At 46.9% G+C, this 23,088-nt stretch carries 20 protein-coding genes and 1 riboswitch; of the genes, 11 read left to right on the top strand and 9 right to left on the bottom strand.

Translation table 11 applies throughout. The annotated features are described in order from the left end of the window. Nucleotides 1–34: 34 nt before the first annotated feature. Both IEW88_RS00450 and IEW88_RS00445 read right to left on the bottom strand, forming a co-directional pair. Entirely contained in the window at nt 35–1,708 is a 1,674-nt protein-coding gene (locus tag IEW88_RS00450; RefSeq protein ID WP_185148529.1) for a methyl-accepting chemotaxis protein, read from the bottom strand. Between the two features lie 308 nt (nt 1,709–2,016). Continuing rightward, entirely contained in the window at nt 2,017–2,505 is a 489-nt protein-coding gene (locus tag IEW88_RS00445) for a thioesterase family protein (protein WP_343896690.1), read from the bottom strand. 78 nt (nt 2,506–2,583) lie between these two features. Between IEW88_RS00445 and recQ the strand changes: the two genes are divergently transcribed. Next, nucleotides 2,584–4,395 carry a DNA helicase RecQ gene (gene recQ / locus IEW88_RS00440; protein ID WP_147903161.1) on the top strand — a complete coding sequence of 604 codons (1,812 nt, stop codon included), beginning with the start codon at nt 2,584–2,586 and terminating at the stop codon, nt 4,393–4,395. On the opposite strand, the gene IEW88_RS00435 is transcribed toward recQ, so the two are convergent. Beyond that, entirely contained in the window at nt 4,377–4,673 is a 297-nt protein-coding gene (locus IEW88_RS00435; protein WP_229670207.1) for a c-type cytochrome, read from the bottom strand. The genes recQ and IEW88_RS00435 overlap by 19 nt on opposite strands. Nucleotides 4,674–4,874: 201 nt before the next feature. Between IEW88_RS00435 and IEW88_RS00430 the strand changes: the two genes are divergently transcribed. The 5 genes from IEW88_RS00430 (at nt 4,875) to IEW88_RS00410 (ending at nt 11,060) form a co-directional block, all read left to right on the top strand. Beyond that, nucleotides 4,875–6,323: a protein adenylyltransferase SelO gene (locus IEW88_RS00430; protein ID WP_147903163.1), complete on the top strand. Its 1,449-nt coding sequence runs from the start codon at nt 4,875–4,877 to the stop codon at nt 6,321–6,323. A gap of 10 nt (nt 6,324–6,333) precedes the next feature. Continuing rightward, nucleotides 6,334–6,645 carry a hypothetical protein gene (locus IEW88_RS00425; RefSeq protein WP_147903164.1) on the top strand — a complete coding sequence of 104 codons (312 nt, stop codon included), beginning with the start codon at nt 6,334–6,336 and terminating at the stop codon, nt 6,643–6,645. After that, nucleotides 6,642–9,524, top strand: coding sequence for an EAL domain-containing protein (locus IEW88_RS00420; RefSeq protein ID WP_147903165.1), 2,883 nt, complete (start codon nt 6,642–6,644; stop codon nt 9,522–9,524). The genes IEW88_RS00425 and IEW88_RS00420 overlap by 4 nt, the downstream gene beginning before the upstream one ends. Nucleotides 9,525–9,649: 125 nt before the next feature. Next, a complete protein-coding gene (locus IEW88_RS00415; protein ID WP_147903166.1) occupies nt 9,650–10,240 on the top strand; it encodes a YkgJ family cysteine cluster protein in 591 nt (196 codons plus the stop codon). 106 nt (nt 10,241–10,346) lie between these two features. After that, nucleotides 10,347–11,060, top strand: coding sequence for a hypothetical protein (locus IEW88_RS00410; RefSeq protein ID WP_147903167.1), 714 nt, complete (start codon nt 10,347–10,349; stop codon nt 11,058–11,060). 24 nt (nt 11,061–11,084) lie between these two features. On the opposite strand, the gene IEW88_RS00405 is transcribed toward IEW88_RS00410, so the two are convergent. The 4 genes from IEW88_RS00405 to IEW88_RS00390 all read right to left on the bottom strand — a co-directional run bounded on the left by IEW88_RS00405 (nt 11,085) and on the right by IEW88_RS00390 (nt 15,678). Beyond that, nucleotides 11,085–11,861: a hypothetical protein gene (locus IEW88_RS00405; protein WP_147903168.1), complete on the bottom strand. Its 777-nt coding sequence runs from the start codon at nt 11,859–11,861 to the stop codon at nt 11,085–11,087. A gap of 108 nt (nt 11,862–11,969) precedes the next feature. Beyond that, nucleotides 11,970–12,359 (bottom strand): hypothetical protein, encoded by a 390-nt coding sequence (locus tag IEW88_RS00400; RefSeq protein ID WP_053425058.1) that lies wholly within the window; start codon nt 12,357–12,359, stop codon nt 11,970–11,972. Between the two features lie 42 nt (nt 12,360–12,401). Next, nucleotides 12,402–13,805: a sigma-54-dependent transcriptional regulator gene (locus IEW88_RS00395; RefSeq protein WP_147903169.1), complete on the bottom strand. Its 1,404-nt coding sequence runs from the start codon at nt 13,803–13,805 to the stop codon at nt 12,402–12,404. After that, nucleotides 13,798–15,678, bottom strand: a complete 1,881-nt coding sequence (locus IEW88_RS00390; RefSeq protein WP_229670205.1) for a sensor histidine kinase — start codon at nt 15,676–15,678, stop codon at nt 13,798–13,800. The genes IEW88_RS00395 and IEW88_RS00390 overlap by 8 nt, the downstream gene beginning before the upstream one ends. A gap of 303 nt (nt 15,679–15,981) precedes the next feature. Between IEW88_RS00390 and IEW88_RS00385 the strand changes: the two genes are divergently transcribed. The 5 genes from IEW88_RS00385 (at nt 15,982) to IEW88_RS00360 (ending at nt 20,323) form a co-directional block, all read left to right on the top strand. Continuing rightward, a complete protein-coding gene (locus IEW88_RS00385; protein WP_147903170.1) occupies nt 15,982–17,406 on the top strand; it encodes a cytochrome ubiquinol oxidase subunit I in 1,425 nt (474 codons plus the stop codon). Next, a complete protein-coding gene (cydB, locus tag IEW88_RS00380; RefSeq protein ID WP_185148530.1) occupies nt 17,406–18,449 on the top strand; it encodes a cytochrome d ubiquinol oxidase subunit II in 1,044 nt (347 codons plus the stop codon). The genes IEW88_RS00385 and cydB overlap by 1 nt, the downstream gene beginning before the upstream one ends. 303 nt (nt 18,450–18,752) lie before the next feature. After that, on the top strand, nt 18,753–19,070 hold the full coding sequence (locus IEW88_RS00370) for a hypothetical protein (protein ID WP_147903172.1): 318 nt from the start codon (nt 18,753–18,755) through the stop codon (nt 19,068–19,070). 104 nt (nt 19,071–19,174) lie between these two features. After that, the gene (locus IEW88_RS00365; protein ID WP_053425054.1) at nt 19,175–19,735 is read left to right on the top strand and encodes a CBS domain-containing protein; all 561 of its coding nucleotides are present in this window, start codon (nt 19,175–19,177) and stop codon (nt 19,733–19,735) included. 315 nt (nt 19,736–20,050) lie between these two features. Beyond that, nucleotides 20,051–20,323 carry a hypothetical protein gene (locus IEW88_RS00360; protein WP_147903173.1) on the top strand — a complete coding sequence of 91 codons (273 nt, stop codon included), beginning with the start codon at nt 20,051–20,053 and terminating at the stop codon, nt 20,321–20,323. A 58-nt stretch (nt 20,324–20,381) separates the two neighbouring features. Here IEW88_RS00360 and IEW88_RS00355 read toward each other — a convergent pair whose 3' ends face one another. Both IEW88_RS00355 and IEW88_RS00350 read right to left on the bottom strand, forming a co-directional pair. Continuing rightward, a complete protein-coding gene (locus tag IEW88_RS00355) occupies nt 20,382–21,236 on the bottom strand; it encodes an SMP-30/gluconolactonase/LRE family protein (protein ID WP_147903174.1) in 855 nt (284 codons plus the stop codon). A gap of 19 nt (nt 21,237–21,255) precedes the next feature. After that, a complete protein-coding gene (locus IEW88_RS00350; RefSeq protein ID WP_185148531.1) occupies nt 21,256–22,767 on the bottom strand; it encodes an FAD-binding oxidoreductase in 1,512 nt (503 codons plus the stop codon). A 152-nt stretch (nt 22,768–22,919) separates the two neighbouring features. Continuing rightward, a riboswitch (TPP riboswitch) is annotated at nt 22,920–23,035 on the top strand. Nucleotides 23,036–23,088 lie beyond the last annotated feature (53 nt).

Genomic DNA, 23,088 nt, shown 5'->3' with positions numbered 1-23,088 from the left:
TGGCAGAGTTCTTTATTGCTGAGACAGGAGTTATTCATGCCACTTCTGGCAGTTGAAACCTTTTTACTGCACCTTCCAAAGTGCCAGCCATAGCTGTCAATTGCTGGCTGGCGGTGGCGACCTGGGTTACCAGTTCAGCGTTCTGTTCAGCAGCCTGATGTACCACACTGACGCTGACGTTAATTTCTTCAATAGCACTGCTTTGCTGTTCAGCAGCACTGGCAATTTGCATACTCATACAACGGACTTTATCTATAGAGCCGTTCACTTTTTGCATCAAGTCGCTGGACTGACCTGCAAAATCAATAGCCTGACCACCCAGCACGCTGCTTTGTCGCATTTTTAATACCGCCTGATGCGCGCTCTGGCGGAACGTGCTGATCATAGTTTCTATTTCGGTGGTTGAAGTTTGCGTGCGCTGCGCCAGATGCCGGACTTCATCTGCCACTACGGAGAATCCCCGACCTTGCTCCCCAGCTCGTGCCGCTTCAATAGCCGCATTTAATGCTAATAAATTGGTTTGATCCGCTATGGCTTTAATCACCACCAACACTGCACCTATATTTTCACTGTTTTTCTCAAGCTCAGATAATGAGGCTGCACTTTCAGTTAGACTTTTTACCAGAGATTCAGTGCTCTGCATCGCTTGAGTATTGATAGTTTGACTGGAGGTAGAGTTCTGCGCTGCCTCTTCGCTAGCCGTGTGCGTAGTAGCCACACTCTGTGCGACCTCATGAGCAGTCGCTGACATTTCGTGCATAGCTGCGGCAATTTGTTCCATTTGCAGACTTTGCTGCTGCACATTGTCCTGCACACCATGGCTACTGTCTGCCAATACAGTGGCAGCACCAGAAACCTCCATTGTCGAGCGCTGCACCAGCACTAACAACTGAGCCAGATCCTGCCTGGTCTGCTCCATCAATGTCAGCATTTCACCTATCTCTGCGGGCTCATCCGCCAGCACTTCGGACTTGAGGTTACCGCGCTGTAACTCTCTGAGCGCCGCCATAGCTTTGTGCAAACCTCTCTGGATGGCCTTGCGGGTGGAGCGGCTGACCAACACAGACAATAGCAACACTAAGACTGCGGCTACGACTACCTGTAGTTCTAAAGAGCGGGTTTGCCGGTCAATACTTTGGATCTCAGCTGAGGTAAAATTTTCGACATTTTGCAACAGAGTTTTTACGTCTTGCATCAACTGTTGATCAACAGCAGCCAGCTTGTTTTCCAGCTCAACAGCTTGCTGCCCTGATCCAGCTTTTTGGATTAGCTGCTCTGCAATCGAAGTCCACTGCAAGGACAGTGTTTCAATCCCCTGCAGCAGCTGCATGTTTTCCCGAACTTTGCTCAGTTGCAACTCTGTCATAGCAGTTGAAGGTTGTAAAAAGGGCTCTGCGGCCTGAAGTGCTGCTTGGAGTTGCTGTTGATGCTGCATAAACTCTGCTTTTGTGCGCTGAAATTCATCCACAGACTGCTGATGCTGCTTTGGCACATAACGTAACTCTTTATGCAACAGCAGCTCCTGTTCGTACTGCTGTTCAAGTACTTGGGTCAACTGCTCAATAGCAGGGTTGTCTCTGTTGACCACTTCACTTAAGTGCGTCTCTATCTTGGCCAGTTGTATAAATACAAAAGCAGTCATGGCCGTCAGACCTAGACAGATCACAGTGACAGACAACATAAGCCTTTGTCTAATCGACAGTTGCATAGTGCTCCCCTTCCTCTTTCGAAGCCTTATCAGTTAAAGCTGGGTACTTTAACAACGAGCCGAGATTCAATAATGATGACAACATTGTTTTTGTAGCAGGCTGAAAGTCTGCTGAAACTAGAGTTTCAGCATCAAACATGGTTTCATTGTTATCAGTTAAGCCTTTTTGTCAACAAGTTAAAGTCAAAATATGATAAAAACAAAACTTCCATTTATAAAACAAATAAAGCTACTGATCAGGTATAGCTGAAAGAGAAACAACTGAAAGGAAATAATTGCATCATGCTTGTATGGGCGCGAAATAAGCTTTAGCCCACCAGATAAGTACCAGTGCCTAACGCAATATGAGTGCCCTGCTCATTGTGTAGCTCCATCCGGCAGACACAAACTTTATTGCCCGTGCGGATCACTTGAGCTGTCGCAATGAACTGTTGGCCACGGCCAGGCCTTAAGTAATCGGTGCGAATATCTATAGTACTCATTTTGCCCAGTTTTTCGGCCAGTTCAGCATCTGCAATATCGCCCAATCGGGTTAAGGCACTGGACACCGCCATTAATCCACCAACCACATCCAGCACTGAAGCTATGACGCCACCATGTAAAATCTGCTGTACCGGGTTTCCTACCAGCTGCCCGGCCCAGTCAAAACGAACTTCGGCTTGCTGTTCATCAAAACGGGTGACTTTTAAGCCTAACAAACGATTAAAAGGCATTTGGTCAAAAGTATTGGCGATAAAAGGTAATAACTGATCGGCATGCATAAGGTTCTCAACTTTACTGGTAGGAGCAGTACGCAATCTACTCCAGCAAAGCCAATGACACAATGCCCAAGACAGCCTCTGTAGTTTTGATTACAATGCGCCAGATTTTTCATAATGCAGCCTTGTCCTTTGCCACAACTATTGTTCGACACCTTAAAACAAGCTTTTGGTTACAGCCAGTTCCGTCACGGACAACTGGAGGTGATCCAGGCTTGCCTGAGCGGTCAGGACACTTTTGTGCTGATGCCTACAGGTGGCGGCAAATCGCTGTGTTATCAGTTACCTGCTTTGTTATTGCCTTATGTCACTGTGGTTGTTTCGCCTTTAATGTCGCTGATGAAAGATCAGGTCGATGCGTTACAGGCCAATGGTATAGCGGCAGAATTTATTAACAGCAGCCAAAGCAGAGAAGAAATTCAGGATGTGATCCGGCGTTTACGCCATCAACAGCTCAAACTGTTGTATCTGGCGCCTGAGCGTTTATTACAACCGGACTTTATGTCACGCCTGGCAGAAGTTGGTGTCAGTTTATTTGCCATAGACGAAGCGCACTGTATTTCACAGTGGGGCCACGACTTCAGACCCCATTACACTGAACTGGCACAGTTAAAACACTACTTCCCGCATGTGCCTATGATGGCACTCACGGCCACAGCAGACCCTGCTACGCAAAAGGACATTAGCCGCCAGCTGAATTTGCAGCAGCCTTATATCTCAGTGGGCAGTTTTGACCGACCTAACATCCGTTACACAGTACAAGAGAAATTCCGCCCGCTGGAGCAAGTGGTCAACTACCTGAAACAGCAGGAGCAGCAAAGTGGCATTATTTATTGTGCTTCACGCCGTAAAGTAGATGAGCTGACCGAACAACTGGCTGGCAAAGGTTTTCAGGTAGCGGCTTATCATGCAGGCTTGACCAACGAGCAGCGCAATGCGGTACAGGAAGCCTTTAAAAAAGACCAAATTCAGCTGATTATCGCCACTGTGGCTTTCGGCATGGGCGTGAATAAATCCAATATACGTTTTGTCATTCACTTTGAACTGCCGCGCACTATTGAAGCTTACTATCAGGAAACAGGCCGGGCTGGCCGTGACGGTGTGTCCGCTGAAGCCTTGATGCTGGTGGACCCTGCCGATATAGCCCGGATGCGTAGCTGGATAGAAAAAGACGAAAACAACAGCAGAACCGAAGTAGCCTTGCAGCGTTTTAACCAGATGGCGGCTTTTGCTCAGGCACAAACCTGCAGGCGTTTAGTACTGCTGAACTACTTTGGTGAATCCAGCCAGAAACCTTGTGGCAACTGCGATATTTGCATAGACCCGCCGAAGCAATTTGATGGCACTGAACTGGCCAGAAAAGCGCTGTCTTGCGTGTACAGAGTGAATCAAAGTTTTGGCATGACCCATGTCATTGATGTACTGCGGGGTAGCCAGACCAGCCGCATTCAGGAGTTGGGGCATGACAAGTTATCTACTTATGGCATAGGAAAAGAGCAATCACACGATTATTGGCTCAGTATTTTGCGCCAGTTAGTGCATTGTGGTTTATTGCAACAGGACATCAGTCAGCATTCAGTGCTGAAGTTGCAAGAAGCCGCCCGAGCCGTACTTCGTGCGGAGCAAACTTTGCAACTGGCCGTGCCGCGCTTAGTACAAAGCAAAACCAGCAGCAGTAAAACTACAGCTCCACAAAACTATGACCGCAAGCTGTTCGCCCGTTTAAAAGTGCTGCGCAAAGCCATAGCTGAACGCGACGACGTGCCGCCTTTTGTGGTGTTTTCAGACGCTACTCTGATAGAAATGGCACAAGCCTGTCCCACCAATAGCGTGGAGTTTTTGGCTATCAGTGGAGTAGGCCAAACTAAACTAGGGCGTTATGGCGCTGATTTCCTCGATTTAATCAGTGACTATTTAGCAGGCGACTGAGCCGGCAAAGCAGAAAAATACGCGGCTAAATCCAGAATATCCGTATCAGACAACCCTGCAGCCATAGGCGACATCACCGCATGTTTACGGTGACCATCACGATAGGCTTTGATGGATGTTTCCAGATACTTCTGTTTTTGCCCTGCAAGGTTAGGATAATCCGGTAATACCGAAATGCCTTCAGCGCCATGACAAGCCGAACAGACAGCAGCTTTAGTTTTTCCGGCAGCCGCATCCTGCGCCAGAACTGGTGCAGATAACCCGCCTAAAACTAACATTATAAAAAATCTGGATCGCATTATTGTTATTCTCCCTGACGCTGGACCTGAGTTTTATTTTTTATGTTTTCTCCATTAAAGACCTAAGTACTTGTTTATACAAGTCAGAGGCTGAAATTCAGGCAAATCACTGCTCCAGAAAGCGCTTGAGCTAACTGAACACAGCGACGACAATGGGCCATTGCAGTTTTGGGGGATGTTATGTCACTTTTTTTAAGTTCCACTTATGCGTCGGGTTTACCTGACTTAGTTAGCCTTGTCGCCGTGACTCCTTTTGCAGAGCCCAAACTTTTAGCCTACAGCGCTGAGACTGCCGCGCTATTACAAATCCCCGCTGAATTCTTTCAACAAGCTGACGCAGCCGACTACCTTAGTGGTAAAAAACTGTTTGAGGGCAGCAAGCCGATAGCGCAAAAATATGCTGGCCATCAATTTGGTCAATACAATCCACAATTGGGTGATGGCAGGGGTTTGTTGTTAGGAGATGTAAAAGGCACTGATGGCAAAAACTACGATCTGCATTTAAAAGGCGCTGGCCGCACACCTTATTCCCGTTTTGGTGATGGTCGGGCTGTATTACGATCCAGCATCCGCGAATTTTTAGCCTCCGAAGCTATGTATCATTTAGGCATTCCCAGCAGCAGAGCTTTAAGTCTGGTTGGCAGCACCGAACCAGTGCAACGTGAAACCATGGAGCAAGGCGCTATGGTGATCAGGGTTTGTCCCAGCCATATCCGCTTTGGTCATTTTGAGCACTGTTTTTACACAGGCGATAAAAACCAATTACAACGGCTGGTCGATTTTACGCTGCAGCAGCATTTCCCCGAATGTCTGAACGCAGATAACCCGACGCTGGCTATGCTGCAACAGATTGTCATCAGTACCGCAGAACTGATCAGCCAGTGGCAGGCGGTAGGTTTTAATCATGGCGTCATGAACACCGACAATATGTCAATTTTAGGCCTGAGTTTTGACTATGGTCCTTATGCCTTTTTAGATGACTATCAGCCTGGTTACATCTGCAATCACTCCGATCATAGCGGCAAGTATGCCTTTGACGAACAGCCTGGTATAGGGTTGTGGAACCTCAATGCGCTGGCTCATGCTTTATCGCCTTTGATTGAGGTCGAGGACTTACGTACGGCGCTTGGTTTGTATGAACCCACCTTAGTCAGTCATTACATGGCTTTAATGGGGAAAAAACTGGGGCTTACCACTCAGCAGCCCACAGACCGGGCCCTGATAGGCCAATGGCTGGCCTTGTTGCAGCAACAGAAGCAGGATTACACCTTAAGTTTCCGCCGTCTGGCTGATTTTTCGGATGACGCTCAGGGGTCATCTCTCCGTGATCATATGTTGGATATCGCTGCTTTTGATCAGTGGGCAAGTCTGTACCGTGCTCGTCTGGCGCAGGAAAATACCAGCGCCGCTGAACGCAAAACTCAGATGAACGGCGTCAATCCTTTATATATTTTACGTAATTACCTGGCTCAGCAGGCTATTGCAGCAGCTGAACAAGGGGATACAGCCCCTTTACATGAACTGATGCAGGTCCTGCAGCACCCTTATCAGTATCAGCCAGGTAAAGAAGCCTTTGCAACACCACCACCAGACTGGGGCAAAGCTATGACTATATCCTGCAGCAGTTAACGGACACCTGATGAACACCGAAGCAACCAATGGTTTGATAGTACAAATTGAACAGAAACAGCTACTACTGACACCTCTATGGCCCATTCGCTTTGAACAGGTATTGAATTGTAAGCAGTGGTTTACCCCAAGCACCATTACAACAGGTACTCTGGCTTACGGCGCAGACCGGGTGGAGCTGGGGTTAAGCTATGCCAACGAATCATTTACTTTTTGTTACGAAGACTACAGCGAAAGTTTTTGGGTCACAGCTGACAGTGTGGGCGCTGCTATGCTACTGTCAGATTTAGCAAAAGAATTCAGTAGCTTGGAGATTAGATGACAGTAAAACTGCAGCATGGAATAAAGCTATGGTGGTTTCTGCTGCTGATCTGTTGTCATAGTGCCTTTGCTTTTCATGCCCAGATTAATAGTTTTGACAAACAACTCTCCCGGCTGGAACTGGGGCAGAATTTATATTTTCAGCAGACTCACAAAGCCCTGCCGCTGGAGGAACTGATTTTTGATCCAGAACGGCATCATGCATTCCGGCTGGTCAGCGAATACAAAAAGTCTCTGCAAAGTACCGAGCAGTCACTTTGGTTATTTACCCGTTTGCATTACACAGGCCAGACCCCAATTCAAACCATAGTGCAGTACGATTTCCCGCTGGCTGACGTCGTGCAGGTGTATAGCTACAACAGATCAAAAAACGATCTGCAGCTATTAAGCAGCACTGGCGCTTCAGTGCCTTTCTACCAGCGCGCCCTGGCCTACCGCAGCTTTGCCTTTCCACTCAATTTTGAACCTGATCAGGAACTGGATCTGTTTATCAAAGTGCAGGATGCCGCTATAGCACCGGTAGAGTTGACGTTATGGCAGCACAATAACTTTGTGTTGGACCAGCTGTATAAAAACATTCTGGATGGTCTGTTGTGTGGTGTGTTGTTGCTGATGGCGATCTACAACCTGTTTTTGTATTTTTCACTGCAACAACGACTGTATTTATTTTATTCAGGCTTTTTTATTAACTGCGCTTTAGTGCTGGCCATACTAAACGGCTTGGCTTTTGCGATGCTTTGGCCTGATTACCCTGAAATCAATCAGGCCATTTTGTATGTCGCAGCTGGTGCTACTTTTGCCTGCCTGACCCTATTTAACTGGCATGTCCGCAGACAACAAGGTGGCATTTTGGGGCGTTTTGGTTTTTACCTGTGCCTGGTCAGTGCTTTGTTATTATTGTTCAGCCCACTTTATGCCAATAACCAATTGCGGTTTTGGGGTTTGTTGGTTATTACCGCTTTATGTTTAGGTATCAACACTCTGTTCGCATTGATGCATGCCATCAAAGGCGACCGGGCAGCCAAAACCTTTGCGCTAGGCTGGGCCTTTTTCTTTGGCTGTATTGTGATATTAGCCCTGTCGCAAATAGGTTATTTACCTACAGCACAGGCCTGGCAATACCTGTTACTGATGGCCGTGATGGGCAGCATGGCGCTGATGAGTTTTAGCCTGTTACAAAACATCAGAGGTACAGTGCAACAAAACATTGACCATCAGCGCCAGGCCAATGCGCACTTACAGCAGTACTACGACATTTATCACAATGCAGTGGAAGGTATGTTTACCAGTACCTTACAGGGGCAGTTGATCACAGCCAACCAAGCGTTGCTGAACATGTTGGGTTATCAAAACCTACAGCAAATGCAACAAGATGTAGCGAAGACCGGCATGGCACGTTATTACGCCAACCCTGAAGACAGAGTTCAGATGTTAAAACAGCTGCAGCTGGGTGATAACAAGAATTTTGAAATCAGAGGCTTACGCGCCGACGGCTCAGCCTTTTGGGCTCTGATGTCCGCCCGGCTGGCAGAAGGTGAAGGTGCACCAGGGGCTTATGTGCATGGTTCTATAGTGGATATCACAGCGCATAAACAAAATACCGAACAGCTGGCTTACTTAGCGACCCACGACACGCTTACCTCTTTATACAATCGGCATTATTTTATTGAACAACTGGAACAGACACTGCGGTTTGGACATCAGGCGACCTTGCTTTATCTGGATATAGACCAGTTTAAACTGATCAACACCACCTGCGATCACAGAGCAGGAGATGCTTTGTTGTGTCAAATCAGTAATCAGATGCAGCGGGTTTTGAATAACAGAGGAACTTTAGCCCGACTGGAGAGCGATGAATTTGTGGTGCTGTTACCGCATTTAAGCAGCAACGAAGCTTTTGCTATTGCCCATCAACTGCTGGATACAGTCAAAGAATTCCGTTTTATCTGGCAGGACAGCGTATTTAGTATCAGTGTCAGCATAGGTCTGGCTGAAAACACGGACGACAATCAAAGCACCGAACATTGGCTGAAACAAGCAGACTCTGCCTGCTTTGTCGCCAAAGAAAAGGGCCGTAACCGTATTCATATGTTTAATGCCGACGATGAAGAATTGCAGCGTCATCAGTCAGAAATTCAGTGGTTAAAAACCTTAAGACAGGCGCTGGAACAAGATAACTTTGTACTGTTTATGCAGCCTATCAGCGCTATCCAAAAAGAGCTGCCAGGCTTGCATTATGAATTGCTGCTGCGGTTATCTTTGCCAGAACAAGGCTTGGTAGCGCCGGGCAATTTTTTAAGCTCAGCAGAACGTTATGGCCTGATGCCACAAATAGACCGCTGGGTGATCCGCAACTACTTCCGCTGGCTGGCACAACAGCCTGCGCATCTGGCGGAGCTGAGTTTAGCCAATATCAATTTATCCGGCGCTTCGTTAACAGACCCGCTGTTTAAAGCTTATGTCAGTTCGTTATTCCGGGAGTATCGAATTCCTTTTGCTAAGGTGTGTTTTGAAATCACCGAAAGTATGGCGATTTTAAATGTGCACCAGACGCTGGATTTTATTTCCCACTTCAGACAGCTGGGCTGTAAGTTTGCTTTGGACGACTTCGGCAGTGGTTTTTCCTCTTATGGCTATCTGAAAAACTTCCCGGTCGATTTTGTCAAAATTGATGGCAGCTTTGTCCGCGACTTGCTGATCGATCCTTTTGACTGCGCCATAGTGCAGTCTATTCACGATATTGCCCGCGCTATGAAAATTCAAACCGTAGCCGAATATGTTGAAAATATGGAGATTTGTCACAAGCTGACCGAGATGGGAATCGACTTCGCTCAAGGCTACGGCATAGCCAAACCCCGCCCTTTGTATCAACAGGACTAGCAGCTTATTCGCTGTTGTTTTTGCCACAAAAACTATATTTGTTTGCCCCTATTGCTGAGTCTTAATAGCTGTCATTACAATAGCGCCCCGCCCCATTGGGGTAATGCTGTTTGTTCGGAGAACCTATGCAGCAGCTGCGCGACACCGCTTCTCAGTTAATGATCCTCAACGACGAAATTGCCCAGACTTATAGTCGTTACCAAAACGATCGTAAGTTGTTTTGCCGCAGTGGTTGTGGCCAATGTTGCCTGCATCCGGGCATTGAAGCTTCAGTGCTGGAAATGCTGCCTTTAGCTTTGCATTTGTATGATACTGGCCTTGCAGAAAGCACATTGGACGCCTTGCAACAGCATGATCATGACCAGGCTGGTTGCTTTTTTTATCAGGCGACATCAGAGGATCGCAAAAGTGGTCAGTGTGGTGTCTACCCCTACCGTCCCGCCGTTTGCCGTATGTTTGGTGCTGCAGGGTATCGTGGCCGCGAAGGCGAAGTCTTGTTGTCCGTCTGCAAAGTGATACGAGCCGGTGCACCAGAAGCCGTCATAGCAACAGAACAAAGTCTGAGTAGTGAAACTCCGCCTATGATGCGTAATCACAAAGCCCAAATCGCCCAGCTGGATTACGAGCTCAGCAAAGAAAATATGCCGATTAAACAAGCCACAGCAGCTGCTTTAGAAAAAGTGCTGACCAAGGCTTATTACGCCGGTTTGGTTTAAATTGTCGAGCACCATGCTGTAAAAGCACTCAGGTTGAAGCCGCATCTATTTCCCCCTGTTGCTGAAGGCAACGCCTGCACTCCTTTCAACTCGTCAATGTTTAATCTTGTTCCGACCAGATGCCCGCGTTACGCAGGGCAGCCAGAGCGAGGGAGTCAAACCTAGTATGGTCTGCGGCCACGACAACACCCACCTTTTTGAACTTTTTATTTACAACTGCAACATTGCAAGTACATTATTGAGTCAGGAAAGATCAACAAAAAGACAAGAGAGTTCTCAGGGAGACCCTCACCATGATCATTGCTCGGCAATTAAGGTAGAGGCTACTTTTTTGCATGAACCTCCCCAATCAAAGCTACAAGATAAGGACCATCTGATGCTCGTCACTATTTTTATTATTCTGCTGACCGTTAACAGCTTTTACCTGGTCTTTCGTAAAGAGCACTTTTACGAAGCATTTATTTATTGTTATGGCATCTTTATGCTGGAGCGCCTCCAGTCTGCCGCCTGGATCGAAATCCCATTTTCGCAGCTGGCTTCGGCCATGCTTTTTTTTGCGTTTTACAGTGTTGGTAATGTCATTGTTTTTCGTTATCTGCACAAAGATAATTACCTGAATATTATCAGAAAAATGCGTTATTATCTGGCTCTGGCGGCATCTGTCTGTACCTTATCTTCCCTACTTCACTATTGGCAGGACGGTCTCTTGCCAGCCACCATGCTCAACCTTACCGCCCTGTCGTACATGAATCTGATCCTGTTCGTACTTTTTTGCTTTTTAGTGCCAAAAGTCACGGAGGTAAATTCCTCAGCGGACTAACTACAGAATTCTAACTCAACTCTTTTAATGCTTAGCTTTATCTGTGGTGGCGGCTTTATCAGCTTTATCCACGGCTTTTTCTGTAATTTTTAAGTCAGGTTTTTCATTAGACTTTTTTAATAACACTGGAATTAAAGCCGCTACATTCGCATGGGGAATTAACTTGACCTGACCCTGATGATAAATCCATAAATAGCTGACAGTGCGGGTGATCATCTGCACTTCATTTAATTGCCGGATTTCTTTACCACCCGGCTCTATGGGATAAATCAGGCTAAGCTGATAGTGCTCTGTCTGATGATTTTTAATTGCCTGGGCGATTTTTGGAACCTGAACGGTACTGGCGAAATACAGATAAAACACAAAAGCAAAAGCTCCCCAAATCCAATTGGGTAAAAATGACGTCGAACGGTAAGATTTGTCTATCCACAAGGCGTATTTGAGATATTTTTTTCTGCACTTGCGCTCAAACCAAACCGTAAAAACCACAGAAACAATACCTATGATTAGATTCAATATGGTTTTAGGGTGGGCAATGGCGGCCAGCAAAAAGTCGGTCAGTTCCAGATAAGGTAAAACATGAAACTCAAACTCATCCAGCAGAGAAAGAGTAAAAATAAGCCCCATCACACTGGCGATTAAATAGCCACAGGTTAAAACTAAACTTGGATGTTTCAGAAAAAATCGACCGAGGTTTCTTAGTTCGGCATCAGTCTGCTGATCCATTTGCTGACCATAACGCGGGACTGCAACTTCAGCAGGCAAGTCAGCAGTGTCCTTCATCTGTTTTAACTCATCCATGACAAGCTCTTATTTACATTATGATCACATGACTTTAAAGCAGCATTGAACACAGAGCAATGATAAATTTTCTAGAGGCTGACGGTCTGTATCCTTTCATGAGATGACTTAAAGCCGCTGCAAAAATTGTTTAGCATAGCTTAGCGCTGTATCGGTATGGCTAAAATGCTGCGGCTTGTGTGAGTGCTGGTATTTCATTTCCAGTAACTGTTGCTGAATAGGATTTAAGCCGATAAAACAGCGTAATACGCAGCCGTGTTGGTCTTCCCACGAACTAAAGTTCGTCATCATACTGATGGCATCAGGGGTCGCCAGCTCCCAGCCCTGCATATCCATCACTCTGACCCATTTTTTACCGGCAAATCCTTGTACCACAGCTTTTAAATCCTCTATCAGCTGTTCTGAGCCTTCTTTATTCCAGGCGCCCTGAATTTCACACAATAACACCTCCCCCTGCGGGGTGACGCTGAACTTACCGTGGGTAATAGAATCGGTCATTGGTACTGCTCCTGTTCACTAACTAGTTGAGTATAGACAGCTTTAGTCGTCACCCAAATCAGTCAGCGCATATCGCTCAATTTTTTTCAGTAAACCCTGACGGGAAATACCCAAAGCTCGGGAAGCCTGACTCTTATTGCCGTTATATTGGGCCATCGCCTGCTGAATTAAACGGATCTCCAAAGCTTTCACCTGCTCATCCAAACTACTTAAAGCAGAACCTGATACCAGATCGTTATCAGCCTCGATGCTTTGGTGCTCCAAATGCAGCAGTTGAATATCAGCAAGTCGGATCACACCTTGCTGAGCTATAGCAGCGACACTTTCCAGCGTGTTCTTTAATTCACGCACATTACCAGGCCAGTGCTTTTGCAAAAACCAGCTGATTGCCGCAGATTCCAGCTGCAGTTTCTGACCATACTGTGCACTGAGCTGTTCCAGAAAAAATTGAATAAGTAACGGGATATCTTCACGCCGCTCATCCAAAGCCACGGTTTCGATAGTGACGCCTTTGATGCGGTAATACAGATCTTCGCGAAACTTACCTTGTTTGACTAAATCCGGCAGATTGGCGTTGGTGGCAGACACTAACCGCATATCAATTTTTTGCTGCTCGCGGCCACCAACAGGATAAAAAGTACCTTCCTGTAACACCCGAAGTAATTTCACCTGCATCGCCAACGGCATTTCACCTATTTCATCAAGAAACAAAGTGCCACCATCAGCCAGCTTTAATAAGCCCTGCCGGTCTTTATCTGCACCGGTAAAAGCTCCTTTGACGTAACCAAACAGCTCACTTTCTAATAAATCAGCCGGAATAGCGCCACAATGCACTGAGACAAAAGCTTTTTCGGCGCGGGGGCTCAGCTCATGCAAAGCGCGCGAAATTACCTCTTTGCCCGTACCGGACGGTCCTGTCACCAAGACCCGCACTTCGGTCGGCGCTATACGCTGCACTAAGGTACGAACTGTTTCCATATGCCGCGAATGACCAGCCAACTTCGGCAAAAAGCTATGCTGCTGCAAACCTTGTTTTAACTGCCGGACCTCCTTTTCCAACTGATGTTTAGTGATAGCGCGTTTAACCACCACGGCCAGTAATTCCGGGTCTATCGGCTTGGCAATAAAGTCCCATGCGCCTTGTGCTATCGCCTGCAGCGCCAGCTCACGTTCGGCATGGCCCGTTAAAATAATCACAGGCCGGGTGGAGAACTCTGGCACAGCAGTCAGGGTATGAGCCGGGTCAAAGGCTGGCGGTAAGGCCAGGTCGAGCAAAATCAAATCCGCATCAAATTGCTGTAACTTAGTGCGGGTTTCGTCCAGATTGGCGGCTCCAGCCACCTGATAACCCTGTTGCTGTAAAAAACGTTCGGCTAGTAAACGAAAAGCGGGTTCATCATCAACAATCAAAATGCGCGCCGGGTTTGGCGTTGTTGCATTAAACATCTGGGATATCCTTCGGAAACAAAAGTTCAAAACTGACAGGCCAGCCCAAATCAGTGCGGAAACTGATCTGGCCCTGATGGGCATCCATAATACGTTTGACTATGGCAAGCCCCAAACCGCTGCCGCCACTGCGTTTACTGATGAAAGGCCGGAATAATTGTTCGGTGGTTAAACTGGGATCCAAAGCCGGGCCATTATTATGCACCCACACCCGGATGAAATCGCCTTTTATGGCGACTTCAACCCTCAAAGTGGCATCGGCCTGATTGCGTAAAAATGCATTGGCATTATCAAACAGATTTAAAAATACTTGCTGCACTCTGTGTTGATCGACTCGGAGCATCAGGCCTGAGGGGATGTTCAATTCCAGTTTGACCTGCTGCCAGTCAAACTGCTGCAACAGGCTTTGCAGCAAAGGCTCCAGCTCAATCTGGTTGTATTGCAACTGCAGACGACCTGAGTACACCAACATATCGGAAATCAGCCGGTCTGCTCTTTTCAATTGCAGCTGAATATGACTTCTTAACTCCGCATCAACACCAGCAGATGCCATCGAAATAATATTCAGTGGATTACGTAACTCATGCGCCATCGAAGCCGCCAAAGCGCCCATTTCAACCAGGTGTTGTTGCGCCAGTTGCTGTTTTTCCGCTTCAGCCAATTGCAGCGACTGCGCCAATAACTCACAACTACTGCCAAGCAAAGAACCAAACACCTGAGCCACTAAACGAATACCAGGCGTCATATCATCCCAGCCCAACAATTCCACCTGCCAACGTCCGCTTTGGGGATAACAACGAATTTTTAACTGACTATCGATAGCTGGCCCCCCTGAGGCGAGAGGCAATTCAACCTGTACTTTTTGCTTCAGTGCAGCAGATAGTAGCTGCGCTGCTTTTTCGCTAAGCCCACTCCAGTTCTGGCACAAGCTCAATTGCTGGCGCCAGGTGTTGATCAACGTCTGATCCAGAGTAGCTCCGGGATAAATTAAACGTTCCGCCAATCGGGCAACGGGTCGGTAGCAGGCTGCGGTAAGCAGCAGTACCAGACTGGAATACAACCATAACTGCCAGCCCGGCACACTAGCCAAAGCCCGCATCCCTAACTGTCCAAACACAGAGCTGACCAACGCCATCAACAGCAGCAATAACAAGGACATCACTAACCAGAGCAAAGCGCGGTTCGCCAGCGCATTCACCGCCAGCATCTGGTAACGCACTACGCCATACACCAGCAAAACCGGATAGCTTGGCAACAACAACATGGGATAAGGGAACCAGTCCAGACCAAAAGAAGGAAACACCACGGGGGTCGCCAGTAATAAACCCCAACCCCCCGCTAAAAACATCGCAACAATAGAACGTTTTTTATTGCCCTGATGATAACGCCAGCCGAACCACAACACGGCATGAGCCAAAATACCAAGGGTGACTGTGTACAGCAGATTTAAAAAACCATAGGAGTGAAAGACAAAAACCTGGCCTAAAGCAATGCTTTGCAGCACATCACCGGCATCCAGACTCCAGCTCAGCAGCACGACCAGAGCGGTCAGAAAATACAGCCAGCCAATATGACGTCGGGCCCAGCTTAACCAGGGGGCTTTCACCTTATCCTGCTCGACAAATCTCAGGGCAAAATGCAGGAAAAATGTTGGCATCAATGGATTGGCCAATAACAGATAACGTCCCAGCTGCGGCTGGTCATGGATCACAAACACATGGCCTAAACACCAGAGCGCCATCATGGCACCAAAGCCAGCCAAACCAGCCAGGCTTTGCTGATACCTCGAATGCCACCACAGCCAGCCTGACATCAATCCGGCGCACGCGCTGGTGACAAGCATCATCAGCTCAAAAGCTAAAATCAAATCCACTGCTTACCGTCAACTTTGTTGTCATCACTTTGGTTATAAATCGTAAATCAAGTTGACACCCGCTGCAAATTTATAATTTTATTGATTTAGAATCATAAAGTTACAAATAATTAAAATTATGGCCTGATTCTGGCAATACAGGAATACGCAGCGCTGTTGCTGCCTAACTTGTCAACAAAGAGAACATTATGCCAGACCTGTCTATGCTCGCTGCCGAACTGCTGACCATGTTGCTGTTGTTGTCTGTGGCGCTTGCGCCATCTGCGCTAAGTCGGATAAAAACGTCTAAAAACTGAGGTAGTTATGGAACTTGATGTCAGTATCCTCTCACGTATCCAGTTTGCTTTTACTGTGAGCTTCCATATTATTTTCCCTTCTATCACCATAGGTTTGGCCACGCTGATAGCAATTTGGGAAGGCTTATGGCTGAAAACCGGTAACCCCCAGTATCTGCAACTGGCCAAGTTCTGGATCAAGCCGTTTGCCATTACCTTTGGTATGGGCGTCGTATCCGGCATAGTGCTGTCGTATGAGTTTGGCACCAACTTTTCCAAATTCTCTGAAATCGCAGGCGCAGTGCTTGGGCCTCTGATGGCTTATGAGGTGCTGACAGCCTTTTTCCTCGAAGCAGGTTTTTTAGGCGTGATGTTATTTGGCTGGCAACGTGTCAGTGCCAAAATGCACTTTTTCGCTACAGTCACTGTGGCTATAGGCACCTGGATTTCTGCCTTCTGGATCATCGCGGCTAACTCCTGGATGCAAACCCCTCAGGGCCATCAAATTGTTGATGGTAAATTTGAGGTCGTCAGTTGGTTTGATGTCATTTTTAATCCCTCTATGCCTTACCGTTTTACCCACATGCTGCTGGCGGCTTTTATCACAGCGACTTTTGTCGTGATGGCCACTCACGCCTGGTATCTGCGTAAAGGCCAGCATCAGGACTTTGGCCGCAAAGGGCTGTCGATGATGTTGTGGTTTGCTTTAGTGCTGACTCCACTGCAAGCCTGGGTCGGTGACTTACATGGTTTAAATGTGAAAGAGCATCAACCAGTGAAACTGGCCGCGATGGAAGCAATTTGGGCCGAAAAAGAAAGCAACGTGCCGCTGTTGCTGTTTGCAGTGCCGGATATGAAAGCTGAAGAAAACCATTATGAAGTGGCAATACCTGGCCTTGCCAGTCTGATTTTAACCCACGACTGGCAGGGTGAATTACAAGGCTTAAAATCGGTGCCAGCAGAAGACAGACCTAACGTGCATATGGTGTTTTTCAGCTTCCGCATTATGGTCGGTATTGGCATGCTGATGATAGGTGTTGCATTGCTGGGCGCTTACCTGCGCTGGCGTGGTACTTTGTATCAGAGTAACTGGTTCCTTTGGCCAGTCAGTTTTATGGCGCCAACAGGTGTTATCGCGGTACTGGCGGGCTGGTATGTGGTAGAAATCGGCCGTCAGCCCTGGATTATTTATGGCCTGGTGCGCACCAGTGAGATTGTCAGCCCTCTGCCTGCAGAACGTGTGCTGTTCTCTTTAACTCTGTTTGTCCTGACCTACAGCCTGCTGTTTGGTGTTTATCTGTACTTTATGCGCAAGCTAATCAAAAAAGGTCCGGCTCCGATAGAGCAACTGGAACAACAACGTATTGGGGTGAAAGCTTCAGGTTATGCTTTGTCATTTACCAAAACTTTAGCAACTGACGCTGATGCAACTTCAACCAAAGGAGCCAACTAATGGAACTGGAACTGAGTTTAGGCCTGTTTTATCTGCTGCTACTTGGCTTTGCAATCCTGATGTACGTATTGCTGGATGGCTTTGATCTGGGCATAGGTATTTTATACCCCTGGTTTAATACAGACGCAGAACACGACCATTTAATGCGGTCCATTGCGCACGTCTGGGACGGTAATGAAACCTGGCTGGTATTTGGTGGTGTCATTTTATTTGGCGCTTTTCCGGCCGCTTATGCCTCCATCGCCTCGACTTTTTATCTGCCGATTATGCTGATGTTGATAGGTTTGATTTTCCGCGGTGTGGCTTTTGAATATCGTTTTAAATCAGATACATCGAAAAGATACTGGAATATGGCCTTTGCTGTTGGTTCCAGTCTGGCAGCGTTTTGCCAGGGCCTGATGCTGGGAACCCTGGTACAAGGCGTTCCGGCAGATTTTATCAATCAGTCCAGTTTCAATTGGTTGAGTCCTTTTAGTCTGTTTTGTGGTTTAGCGGTAATGGCGGGCTATGCACTGCTCGCCTGTTGTTATCTGGTGATGAAAAGTCGCGGTGAACTGCAACAAAAAGCGGCGCGTTATGGCCAACGCTTATTACTGATTGTGATGTTATCTATGCTGCTGGTCAGCTTATGGACAGTCTGGATTGAGCCGGAAATTCGGGCTCGTTGGTTTGGCGGCTGGCACGCTTTATGGTTAATTCCACTGCCTCTGTTGTCGGTGCTTGCCGCCCGTTTATTATTCCGCGATTTAGGCCGGGTCAACCGTAGCCATAAAGCGGAAACTGCGGTGCATGAACGTCATGAAGAGCGGCCTTTCTGGCTGGCCTCTGGCTTATTCATGCTGGCTTTTATCGGTTTACTGGTCAGCGTATTCCCTTACCTGCTGCCACGTCAACTGACCTATATGGAAGCCGCAGCGCCAGATAGCAGTTTGATCTTTATGTTGCCTGGCATCTTCATTTTTGTGCCACTGATTTGCGCCTATACACTCTGGGGCTACAAAATTTTCGCCGGTAAAGTGGAAGATTATCAGGAGGGCTACTGATGAAATTCGTTGGCAAAAAGTTGTCTCAAACCCAATGGTTTGTCGTTTTATATCTGGCTGGTTTTTTAACTTTAACTTTAATTGCCTGGCTACTAAAACAAGGGATGAAGTTTTTATAACCGATTAGAAATCAAGCTTTTCTGCTTAAAAAATAACAGGTTTTTATTGATCTGACGCAAATAAAGCGTCAATCCGTAGACCTGTTGTTTTCATTTTTTTCATTTTTTTATTTGCATTTTAAAAAACACTGCTGCTATAGTCAGGAAAAGGCCAAGTTGTTTTGGTTCTGACCGGGCGCGAAAGATGAAGTATTTAAGTTTTATCGCAGTGTTGTTTTACCTGAGTTTGCTGTTTCCGGCAGCAGGCTATTCTGCGTCCAGCAGTTGGGTAGATTTACAACAGCCGAATAAGAACTTTAGCTTTGCACTGGTTGCCGCGGTCACACACTCCACTGTAGATTCAGCAGAAACCTCAGGTGATGATGAGAAGGGCCCTGTTTACTGGAACAGTTTTGAATTCCCGTTAGCATCAGCAAGCTCTTATCAGCAGGCACGAAATCAATTCAACAAGGTGCAAAAACGCTGTTACGCAGCACGCGCCCCACCAGTAGCCCTCTCCTAAATCATTGAAATTGTCAGAGTTTCCGGCTTTTTAGTCACTATCTGACACATCCATTGTATTGATTTCAGTTTCGCTGCCTCTGAGCGGACTGACGAGAGGTTTCTATGAAAAAGTTAAATTTATTCAACGTTGATGTAATAGACCATTTAGTTCAGCCAGCCGAATTTGCTGAAGCCAATTTAAACTCAGCAGCGCTGGACTTTGTGTCTGATTTTAAAACCAACAGCCCTATGATGATTGATTCGAATACCTGTGCAGTCGAAGCAGAGGACATGATGAATCATGAACATACCAAATTAAAACTGGTGATAGACGCCAATCAGGAATTGATTGGTCTAATCAGCTACGAACAGTTGTCTATCCAGAATGTATTGCAACGTTTAGGCAAAGGTGTGAATCGCACTGATTTAACAGTGGCTGATTTAATGCGCCCGCGCTCTGAAATCAAAGCCTTAGCTTATGAGCAAATCAAACACTGCACCATAGGCGATGTACTGAACACATTGCAACACAATGGTGAGCAGCATTGTTTGGTGATAGATACCGAATCACACCATATCCGCGGCGTCATATCCGCAAGCGATATCGCCAACCGTCTGCATATTCCGGTTCATATTGAAAAAGCTCCGACTTTTTTGAATATTTTTGACCGTATGTATGCCTGATAGCCCCTTGTCGGGAAGATAATACAACCCGACAGCATGCTTTTCTTCCTGGTTTTCCCCGTTTCGTAGTCATTCCCGCGGAACGGGGTTTTTGAAAGCCGCCACAGAGCACGGGTACCTCCAAAGACCTCCACTCTGCCTGGTTTCCTGGTTTATGGCGGCGTTTTCCTCAACTAAATAGAATTAAATAGAATCAGTTATTTAGCTGCAACTTAGTCCCAAAAAAAACTCCTCAAGCCGATTTCATTAAAGCTTTTTCGATCGCGGCAGATACATAAAGCATCAGCTTTCACTGCTTTTGATAAGGAGATACAAATGAACGAAGCCAGCCGCTTACAAAGAATACGTGAACTTGGAGTACGTCTTCAGGAACTACGTTTGCTGCCTTCACATTCAGTAAACTCTTATGCCGGAGCAGCAATTAATTTTTTGTTCCAGAACTATCAAATTGAAAAACCAGCAGGTGCACCTTTGGATGTGACCTTGCGCGCTCTAGCTGCAGGCCTGGCATTAAAACATAATATGCAAACCCGTCCTGATCCGGACAAAGTGATCGACTTTTTCTGTCGGCATTATCAGGTGCATTAAGCATATAGTCTTGTGATCAAAGCTGCTGAAAAGCAGCTTTTTCGTTTTAAAACGGATACTACTTCGACAACTTAATCAGCTCTACAGCGCCACGTTTTTGCATCGTAACATAAAGCAAAGTCGGGTCTTTTTGCGAGAAAGTAACGTTGGTCGGAAACTCACCTTTTAGCTGGTATTCCTTTAGCAACTTGCCATCCGAACTGACTTTGGCAACCACACCTTTGCCATAACGGGCTATATATAAATTGCCTTTGGTATCAGTACGCATGCCATCCAAACCAAAATCCGGGAACTGGATCAGCAGTCTTTTATTGCTGGCCTGCAGCTTTTTATCCAGGTCATACACCCAGACTCTGCGCTGCGCGCTTTCATTAACATACAATCGGCGTTGATCCGGGCTGATTTCCACGCCGTTTGTTGTTCCCATGTCTGTTTCGACCAGACTGGAGCTACCATCGGTTTCAATACGCCATAACTGACCTTTGCGGTTTTTCCAGTCCGGATCACTGGCAAAAATAACGCCATTAGCCGCTATGGTTAAATCGTTGGGCTGAAACATTAAAGGTTGATGGGCATGCAGTTGCAGCTGTTTACCGTCGTAACGCCAGATATTATGGCCAGTATAATCGGCTATATACATCAGGCCTTTTTGGTCAAAACGAATACCGTTGCCAATACTGCCTTTGGGCAAGGTCAGGGCTAAACTCACCTCACCTTGAGGGCTGACTTTGCCAATAGTGCCTTCGACACCATAATTCACCGCATACAAATAACCGTTTTTGTCTGTGGCAGGACCTTCTATGGTGGCGTGAAAAACGCCGTCAGGCACAAAATCTGTGCTGTCGATTGATGTTTCAGCCTGCACAACTAAAGCGCCACAAGATAACAATAAAATCAGTAACTTATATTTCATCTGTTCTATCCTTTGTCTCTTAAGCTGGCTTTATGCCTTGAGCAAACCGCAATAGCTGGTCAGGGTCGTAACGGCCCTTGAGTTGCTGTAACTTTTCATAGTGCTTACCATAATAAGCTTCAGACCAGTTTTTAATCAAAGCATCGGTGTAGTTTAAATAGGCCCCACCTGTACTGTAAGGTTGCATTACAGTGCGCATATGATTGACCCAAAGCGCAGCGCCCCGCATTAACTTTTCATCAGCGCCGACAGGGCGGCTCACCAGATACTGAGCACTAAAAAGTGCATCTCTGTGAGCAAAAGCTGTGTGATCTGCTGGTACAGAACTAATAGCGCCTCCCATCAGAGTCAATAAAATACCACCGGATAAACCTTGTTGCTGGCGCTGCTGCACCTGCCCCAATAAAGCCTCTAATCCGGCTCTGCTGATCGCTTGATTAAAAAAATCTGAGCTGCCCGCCATAGCCACACGTTTTAGTTTGGCTTGCTCTGATTGATGCGGTAATTTGCACTCTGGCATCTCCAAACCAGCACAGTCGGTCAACATATATTCGCGATAATTATGCAGCACCACATCCTGCTCTACAGGCTGTACTGGCAAACGCCGTAACCAGTTCACCCATTGCTGTTGCAACAACTTAATCTGGCCTAAACTGGTCACCCGTATTTGTAATTGAGGTTCATGGCCTGGTTCGCCGCTCCACCACAAAGCCGCCTGAGACCATAAAGCTTCGGGTAACTGACGGCTCCAGTGTTGCCATAAATTCAATACAGGCAATGCGTCTTTTAACGCAAAATAAGCATGGCAACTTAAAATATCTGTAGTGGCAAAGGTCTGAAACTTCATGCGGGTGACTATGCCAAACTGGCCGCCACCACCGCCTCTTAAGCCCCAGAATAACTCAGCATTTTGCTGCTCATTACAACGCAGCACCTCACCGTCCACTGTCACAACTTCGGCCTCCAGCAAGGCATCACAGGTTAAACCATACAAACGGTCTGCAATGCCAAAACCACCGCCCTGAGTTAAACCGGCAATACCTACGCCAACACAGCTACCACCAGGGATAGAGCGGCCTTTTTTACTCAACTGATCATAAATATCACCGAGCTTTGCCCCAGCCCCTATCCAGGCTGTGTCGTCTTCCGGCTCCAGCTGAATATCCGCCATTAAAGCTAAATCCAGCAAAATGCCTTTGGTACTGGAATAACCAGCATAGTTATGACCACCACTGCGGCCTGTAATAGGTAATTGGTACTTTTTGGCGAAGGCTAACACCAACTGCACATCAGTGGTGTTGACACAACGGGCAATGACGGCAGGAACAATAGAGTCATAACGGGAGTTGGCCGCTTTATAAAAACGACTAAAACCTGCATCTGCAGGAAATAATAACTGACCGGAAAAGTTCGCTTTTAGCTGCTGCCAGTCAGAGGCTTCAGGCAAAGATGTGGCCGGGCTAAACTGGCAGCCAGCGGCAGTGGCTAAAGCTATAGTGCTACTTAAAGCTAAAAAATGACGTCTGTCCAAAAGCAAGTCTTTTCAAAATGAGAACCGCAGGCAAATTAGCATAAATTGTCTGAATTCGGCTCGATTTTTATGGCACTGTCCATGCCCTACTCTGTGCAAGCCAAACCAATTTCCTCTTGCCGCCTGAAAAAAAGCTGTTTATGCTGGCCACACTTAGCTTGTCGGAGTGCTGCACAAACCTGGTTTGTCAGCTGAGACCGCCCTTGGGCGGAATCCGTGGAACCTGAACAGGATAATACCTGCGGAGGGAAACAAGAGCGCATACAGCGGCGGTGATCCGTCTGCCTGTTGGCGCACTCATTCGGCTCATCTGTTGATGGC

This window comes from Rheinheimera tangshanensis (genome assembly GCF_014645135.1).
GTDB classification, from domain to species: Bacteria; Pseudomonadota; Gammaproteobacteria; order Enterobacterales; family Alteromonadaceae; genus Pararheinheimera; species Pararheinheimera tangshanensis.
This window is presented reverse-complemented; position numbering and strand designations above follow the sequence as displayed.